The organism is Tepidanaerobacter sp. EBM-38 (assembly GCA_001896545.1).
Taxonomy (GTDB): domain Bacteria; phylum Bacillota; class Thermosediminibacteria; order Thermosediminibacterales; family Tepidanaerobacteraceae; genus Tepidanaerobacter.
In genome coordinates this window covers 1-7,193 of sequence record MPOT01000028.1, presented here as the reverse complement: position 1 = coordinate 7,193, position 7,193 = coordinate 1, and the positions used below count along the sequence as shown (strand labels likewise).

7 protein-coding genes and 1 tRNA gene are annotated in these 7,193 nt (G+C 31.7%); 1 reads left to right on the top strand and 7 read right to left on the bottom strand.

Annotation, left to right across the window (positions count from 1 at the left end; genetic code table 11):
* The first annotated feature begins 182 nt into the window (after window positions 1-182).
* Entirely contained in the window at window positions 183-1,493 is a 1,311-nt protein-coding gene (locus BUC45_RS03210; protein WP_296970276.1) for a methionine gamma-lyase family protein, read from the top strand.
* An 8-nt stretch (window positions 1,494-1,501) separates the two neighbouring features.
* On the opposite strand, the gene lexA is transcribed toward BUC45_RS03210, so the two are convergent.
* The 7 genes from lexA to BUC45_RS03175 form a co-directional block, all read right to left on the bottom strand.
* The gene (gene lexA, locus BUC45_RS03205; RefSeq protein WP_296970275.1) at window positions 1,502-2,113 is read right to left on the bottom strand and encodes a transcriptional repressor LexA; all 612 of its coding nucleotides are present in this window, start codon (window positions 2,111-2,113) and stop codon (window positions 1,502-1,504) included.
* A 401-nt stretch (window positions 2,114-2,514) separates the two neighbouring features.
* Window positions 2,515-2,590 (bottom strand) — tRNA-Trp (locus BUC45_RS03200).
* Between the two features lie 112 nt (window positions 2,591-2,702).
* Window positions 2,703-3,902, bottom strand: coding sequence for a pyridoxal phosphate-dependent aminotransferase (locus BUC45_RS03195; RefSeq protein ID WP_296970273.1), 1,200 nt, complete (start codon window positions 3,900-3,902; stop codon window positions 2,703-2,705).
* A 122-nt stretch (window positions 3,903-4,024) separates the two neighbouring features.
* A complete protein-coding gene (locus BUC45_RS03190; RefSeq protein ID WP_296970271.1) occupies window positions 4,025-5,131 on the bottom strand; it encodes an AAA family ATPase in 1,107 nt (368 codons plus the stop codon).
* Between the two features lie 69 nt (window positions 5,132-5,200).
* Window positions 5,201-5,368, bottom strand: a complete 168-nt coding sequence (locus BUC45_RS03185; protein WP_296970269.1) for a YpmA family protein — start codon at window positions 5,366-5,368, stop codon at window positions 5,201-5,203.
* A 24-nt stretch (window positions 5,369-5,392) separates the two neighbouring features.
* Window positions 5,393-6,163 carry a 5'/3'-nucleotidase SurE gene (surE, locus tag BUC45_RS03180; RefSeq protein WP_296970268.1) on the bottom strand — a complete coding sequence of 257 codons (771 nt, stop codon included), beginning with the start codon at window positions 6,161-6,163 and terminating at the stop codon, window positions 5,393-5,395.
* 11 nt (window positions 6,164-6,174) lie between these two features.
* A partial coding sequence (locus BUC45_RS03175) for a tetratricopeptide repeat protein (protein ID WP_296970266.1) occupies window positions 6,175-7,193 on the bottom strand: 1,019 nt, incomplete at its 5' end.

Below are 7,193 nucleotides of genomic sequence, written 5' to 3'. Positions count from 1 at the left end.
ACGAGTTATCTCTTTTTGAGTCATGTTGAATGTCTCCTCTCGCATACCTGACATTTTATCAGAATAAATTCAACATGACATTATCACAGAATAACAACACGTTATGCAATCAAGAGTTGAATCTAAAGGTAAATTGTGATAATGTACATAATCGAGAATTATAATTGAAAAGAGGATAATAAGTGAAAAAAGTAGGAGCAAATGTATTTGATGAAGATATTGACAAAATTGCTATTAAGGATTATGGAATTAACCTAGATATTATAAAAAAATCCAGAAAAGTAATGGAAGAAATTCAATCTATTTTAAAGTATATCGAAAGTGTTGTCGAATTCAACCAGGTAAAGATTTTAACTGCAATGAAACAGTCTTGTTTAAGTGATTATCATCTCATGGATTCTACAGGATATGGATACAACGATACAGGGAGAGAAACAATAGAAGAAGTATATAAAAATGTTTTTAAAGCTGAAGATGCACTTGTAAGACCTCAAATAGTATCAGGAACACATTCGATAACCTTGTGTCTTTTAGGCGTGCTAAAGCCAGGTGATGAGCTTTTAAGTGCAACCGGAACCCCATATGACACTTTAAAAAGCGTCATATGGGGAGATAACTGCGGTTCATTAAAAGATTATGATGTTAAGTATCGTGAGGCAAGTTTGCTTGATGGTAAACCAGATTTTGAGGCAATTAAAGAGAATATAAATGATAATACTAAAATGGTTCTTATCCAGCGTTCAAGAGGTTATAGCCTGCGGCCATCTTTAAGTATTACAGATATACAAAAACTTATTGAATACATAAAAAGCTTAAAAAGTGATGTAATCTGTTTTGTTGATAATTGCTATGGAGAATTTGTTGAAACAAAAGAACCGATAGAAGTCGGTGCGGATCTTTGTGCAGGATCTTTGATAAAAAACCCAGGAGGCGGCATAGCGCCTACTGGTGGATATATAACAGGAAAAAGTGAATTAGTAAAAAAATGTTTTTATAGGCTTACTGCTCCTGGCTTGGATAAAAATTGCGGTCCATCAATTTCTTCGAATCGCTTAATAGCTCAAGGTCTCTTTTATGCACCAATGATAGTAGGGGAAGCCTTAAAAGGCGCTATCTTTACTTCTAAAATTATGGAGGAATTAGGCTTTGAAGTATACCCAAGGTATAATGAAAGGCGTAGCGATATAGTAACTGCTGTTATACTAAGAAACAAAGATGCGTTAATTAATTTTTGCAGAGGTATACAAAAAGTGGGGCCTATCGATTCGCATGTACAACCTGAACCTTGGGCCATGCCTGGATATGATCATCAAGTAATCATGGCAGGAGGTAGCTTTATACAGGGTTCTTCTATAGAATTTAGCGCCGATGCTCCAATAAGAGAGCCTTATGCAGCATATATTCAAGGGGGCCTAAATTTTTATCATGTAAAACTCGGAATACTAAGTGGTCTTCAAGCATTAATAGACAGTGGTAATCTCGAAATAAAATAAATATTTAATTAGAATCTTCTATAAAGCCCAACTACTTTTCCAAGTATTTTAAGATCTTTTACTATAATGGGTTCCATAAAAGGATTCTCTGGCTGAAGTCTAATATGGTCTGATTCTTTATAAAACCTTTTTATAGTTGCTTCATCTTCTTCCAGCAGAGCTACAACTATATCACCATTTTTTGCAGTATTTGTAGATTGAACCATAACATAATCACCGTTTAAAATGCCGGCTTCTATCATGCTATCGCCTTTTACCGCCAACATAAAGACATTAGCATCAGGCAACATTTCTTTAGGGAAAGGAAATACGTTTTCAATGTTTTCCTGTGCTAAAATCGGTTCTCCAGCAGTAACTTTTCCAACAAGGGGTATTTGGACTACATCTTTATCAATAACAATTCTAGTATCCATAATTTCAATAGCCCTTGGCTTCTGTGGATCGCGTTTTATATATCCTTTTTCTTCTAATTGAACTAAATAGCTATGAACAGTTGCGGTAGACTTTAAATTAGTAGCTACGCAAATTTCTCTAACCGATGGGGGGTAACCCTTAGTTTTGAAATAATTATGTATATAATCAAGTATTTGTTTTTGTCTATGCGTTAAGTTTTCATACATAGTATATTCGTCACCCCTGGGAATTTTTATTTATTATATCATAAGATAATATTATTTTAAACATACGTTTGTTAGTTTTTATTTATAAGAAAGAGTTTAAAACAAAAGCAATGAATGAATGATTTACAATTATATTAGTTATATATTAGTTATTGAAATTGACAAAAATAAATATGAGAGCAGCAAGTATAATCAAGTATATTTTTATACAAAAATTTTAACGTCCGATAATATATCTTATGTAAACTAAAATATATATTTGCAATTAATTATTATTAATTATGGCTGTCAAATTCAAAGATTAGATTATAGTATTATCTTCTAATACAATACACGCAGTTTTTAATATAAAAATAAGCCTCAAGAAATTGAGGCATTAACTATTCAACATAAATTAATAATGGCAGGGGAGACAGGACTCGAACCCGCAACCAACGGTTTTGGAGACCGCTACTCTACCAATTGAGCTACTCCCCTACACGTTTATTATTATACAATATTTATTTCGTGGTGTCAAAGATTTTTAATTAATAAATTCGCCTAATAAATTAGCAATAACGTATTTGGTTTATATATTTATCCTTGCATCTTACTTCAATGCCTCAACAAATTCTTCAATTTGATTAAGACCTTTTTCGATATTCTCCATTGAAGTTGCGTATGATAGTCTTATATAATCGTCGGCACCAAATGCTATTCCAGGGACTACAGCAACATTATACTTTTCTAAAAGAATTTCAGCAAAATCTGTTGAATTATTAATTATTCTACCATCATACTGCTTATTAAAGGTTCCTGATATATTCATAAATACATAGAAGGCTCCCTTAGGTAAATTACATGAAAGATTTTTCATTTTATTAATCCTTTTTACCATATATGTTCTGCGCTCTGAAAATTCATCAACCATTTTTGAAATAGTTTCATCTTTTTTAGCTAAATTGGTTAAGGCTTCTATGCTTGCTTTTTGAGCTATAGAGTTAGGGTTGGATGTAGAATGACTCTGGAAATTTTCCATAGCTTCTATAAGCTGTTTTGGCCCTGCTGCAAAGCCAATTCTCCAGCCTGTCATTGCAAATGATTTTGACACACCGTTTATCAATAAAGTTCTTTCAAGCATATTCTCATATGTAGCAATACTAGCATGTTTTAGGCCGTCGTAAATTAATTTATCGTATATTTCGTCCGATATAACGAAAAGATTGTTTTTCACTGCTAATTCAGCAATTTGCTCTAAATCCTGTTTAGAGTATACGCTACCACATGGATTATTAGGACTATTAATTATGAGTACTTTAGTTTTCTCATCTATATATTTTTCTAATGTTTCTGCCTTTAGCATAAAGCTATTATTTTCGGTTGTTGGCACAAAAATTGAAATTCCTCCACAAAGTTTAACCATCTCCGGATAGCTTACCCAATATGGGCTAGGAATTAAAACCTTATCACCCTGGTCTATAAGACAGTATAATGCATTATAAATGCATTGCTTAGCACCATTTGATACCATTATCTGATTTGAAGTATATTTAATACCAATTTCTTCCTCAAAATAATTTGATATAGCTATCTTTAGTTCTTCAATTCCTCCAACCGGAGTGTATTTTGTAAAGCCTTGGTTAATAGCAGATATAGCTGCTAATTTAATATACTCAGGAGTATCAAAATCTGGTTCTCCCGCCCCAAAGCCTATTATATTATGGCCTTCTTTTTTCATTCGCTTTGCTTTAGCATCAACAGCCAGGGTTGGAGATGGGCTTATATTTCGAGCTTTTTCTGAAATAAACAATTCTTATATTACCTCCCTCAGCGATTTACACAAATAAAGTATTTTTCTTATATTCTTCATAAAATTAAAATTTCCTGCTTCTTTATAAATAAAAAAAGAAAAAGGCCCTTAAAATAAAATTTTTATTTTATATATCTTAAAATTTTTGAAAGTATCTGTTCCTCCACTGTTTTAACTGCCTTAAAGTCCATATTGGAAGCATAAATCTTTTCAAGTTCATTACGTAATTTTTTTATATTTCCTAACGTTTCGATAGCCTTTTCAAATAATTCACATGAAACTGATTTATCGTATTCAATATATTCTTCCAAGCCTTTTAATCTTGAATAGTCTAGTACAAAATCCATATTTATTATTTCATCATTCTGCCTTATGTTTGACAGTATGTGAGGTTTAACAGAAGTTACAAAACCAACATCTAGCTCTTTGATTATAATATGTTCAATTTTCTTTGGATCCATTGGACAGTGAAATACATCTGCATCAAAGCCTTCGCTAATAGCACGGTCTAAGATTTTCTTTAATAGGTCAGACTTTCCTGTACCTGGATTACCAGATAATATGAAGCGTTGATGAACTTTCCCAAATAACTCATCTAAAAAGTGTACAGAACCTTCCGGGGTTATTCCGCTTGCAAACATATGTCTTTGTAAAGATACTTTATTATTATTCACTTTAACATCTTTTTTAAAAACCTGATTTACTATTTCTTCGGTTTTTGCTTCTCTTAATCTATTAATTACAGCATTGCTATAAATATTTTCAAGATCATCTAAAATCATTTTAGAAGTTTTTAAATACTTATAAACCCTTTTATAAAGATTACCTACTTTTTCCTGCAGTTCAAAAATAATATCTTTATTTTTAAAAAGGTTGGCTTCATTCCAGTATTCGCCGAAATTAACTATTTCATCTATACAGCCAGGAAATTTCGGATCTATTATATGAGGTGAAGTTCCATCAACTAAAGCAATATTATAATCCTTAACTATCAAACCATCTAAAGAGTCACTATCAGCCGTACAGTGTAGCAATTCAATGTCTAAACCTTTTTGAACTAATTCATTAGATAGTTTTCTTATCATGGTTGATTTTCCTACACCCGGTCCGCCCTTTAGTATTATTATTCTCCGTGATTGTTTCCATGATAGAATATAATCAAAAAAAGAACAGTACCCATCAGGAGTATTATTACCAGGAAAATATCTTGTAATACATCCTTCACCCATAATTGCGTTCCCTCCCAAAAACTAAATATTAATATAGTATACGTGGAGGGAACTCCAATGGTGCAAGTTTTAAGTTTTATATATTGATATAATAGCCTTATTATTTTTTTTTGAAATACCGATTATGATTTGCTTATTCTTTAAATTTTTATTTAAGAAATCTACGAGTTTATATAACTCATCATTATAGGTTATTTCTTTTTTTGCAATAAGTTCAAGCTTACTTTTCGTATCCATTTTTTATTACCTTCCTGCATAATTTTATATTTGTAAATCCCACTTTTTAATTGTTTCAATAACTTCGTATTTCGTTAAATCAAAAAGCAGCGGTGTAATTGAAATATAATTGTTTTTTACAGCCCAGACATCAGAACCGATTTCAGTATTATCAATTGCTTCACCAGCCAGCCAATAGTAAATTTTACCTCTAGGATCCATACGACGATCAAAGCTATTTTTATATCTTATGGTACCCAGGCGAGTTACAGCCACACCAGCAATTTTATCTTGCTCAACAGATGGTATATTGATATTTAACAGCGAATCTTCAGGAAAAACTTTTTCTAAGATTTGCATGCATAACTTCTTTGCAAGCTGAGCAGCACTATCAAAACTAACATTTTCATAATTATGATTGTGGTTAATTATAGATAATGCTACGGCCGGAACTCCTGAAAGAGCAGCCTCTATTGCCGCTGATACAGTTCCAGAATAAATTACATCAGTTCCTAAGTTGGGACCGCGATTAATTCCAGATAAGACTAAATCAGGAGTAAACTCTAGCAGGGCTTCAAGTGCTAATTTTACACAATCAGAAGGGGTGCCATTTACTTTCCAACCTGAGACTTTGCTATTTGGAATATGTATTTTTTCAGCTCTCAATGGTTTATGCATAGTTATTGCGTGAGCTGTAGCACTGCGTTCACGGTCCGGAGCGACAACTGTAATATTAGCAATTTTAGACATCTCTTGAACTAGAGCAGTTAAGCCTTCAGAATATATGCCATCATCATTTGTAATAAGTATGTTCAAATACTACACTCCTATCCGGCAATAATTAGTGATTTATTGAAGTTTTCTACTGCAGCTTCATGATTACCAAGTTGCTCAAAGCATATGCCTTTCAAGATATAAAAATCAAAATTATGACTACTTTTATTTTTAATATTAAATAGACAAGTAAGTGCCTCGCTATACATACCTTTTTTTACTAAACAATACGCCTTATTAAATAATAAATCGTCCGAATTACACTTATTTGAATCCAATAGTTTATTGAAAAGTTTTAAAGCCTCATCATATTTCCCTATAGCTACTAAGCATAGAGCTTTATTATTATATAATATTATATCATGTTTTAAGATTTTTTCAGCCTCATTCAAACACTCTAATGCATTATTATAGTGCCCGAGTTTATACAGACAATAACCTTTATTTGTGAGTAAATCAGGGTTGTTTGGGTCTATGGTTAAACCTATGTTGTAGTATTCTAAAGCTTCGTAATTTTTATCACATTCAGCCAGACATGATGCACAGTTATTAATAGCAATAATATTATGTGGTGTCTTGCTTAGTATTTTTTTATAAATCTTGGCAGCTTCTTCGAATTTCTTTAATTTACTCAAAGTTAGTGCTAGATTTAATTGAACATTATAATCATCTGGTGAAATTCTTAAACATTCTTCAAAACACAACCGTGCTTCTTCTATTTTATTAAGTTCAATTAAGCATAAGCCTCTTTTATTTAATATTTTAACTAAATTATCTTGATCTTCTTGCTTTGTGCTTAACAATGCTTTATTAAAAAATCCAAGAGCTTCATCATAACGGTTTGTTTTTAACAAACAGTGACCTATGCCATATAACCCTAAAATTTTATATTTTGAATTACTACCAATCAAAGACCGATATCTTACCTCTGCCTTTTCTAATTGGGCTGTTGCAAAAAATATTTCTGCTAACAAATATTTGATGTCTATATTTTTAGGATTAATTATTTCTGCTTTTTCTAAAAAAAGAAGAGCGTTGCTATAATCTTTTAGGAAATAATATAGCACTCCTT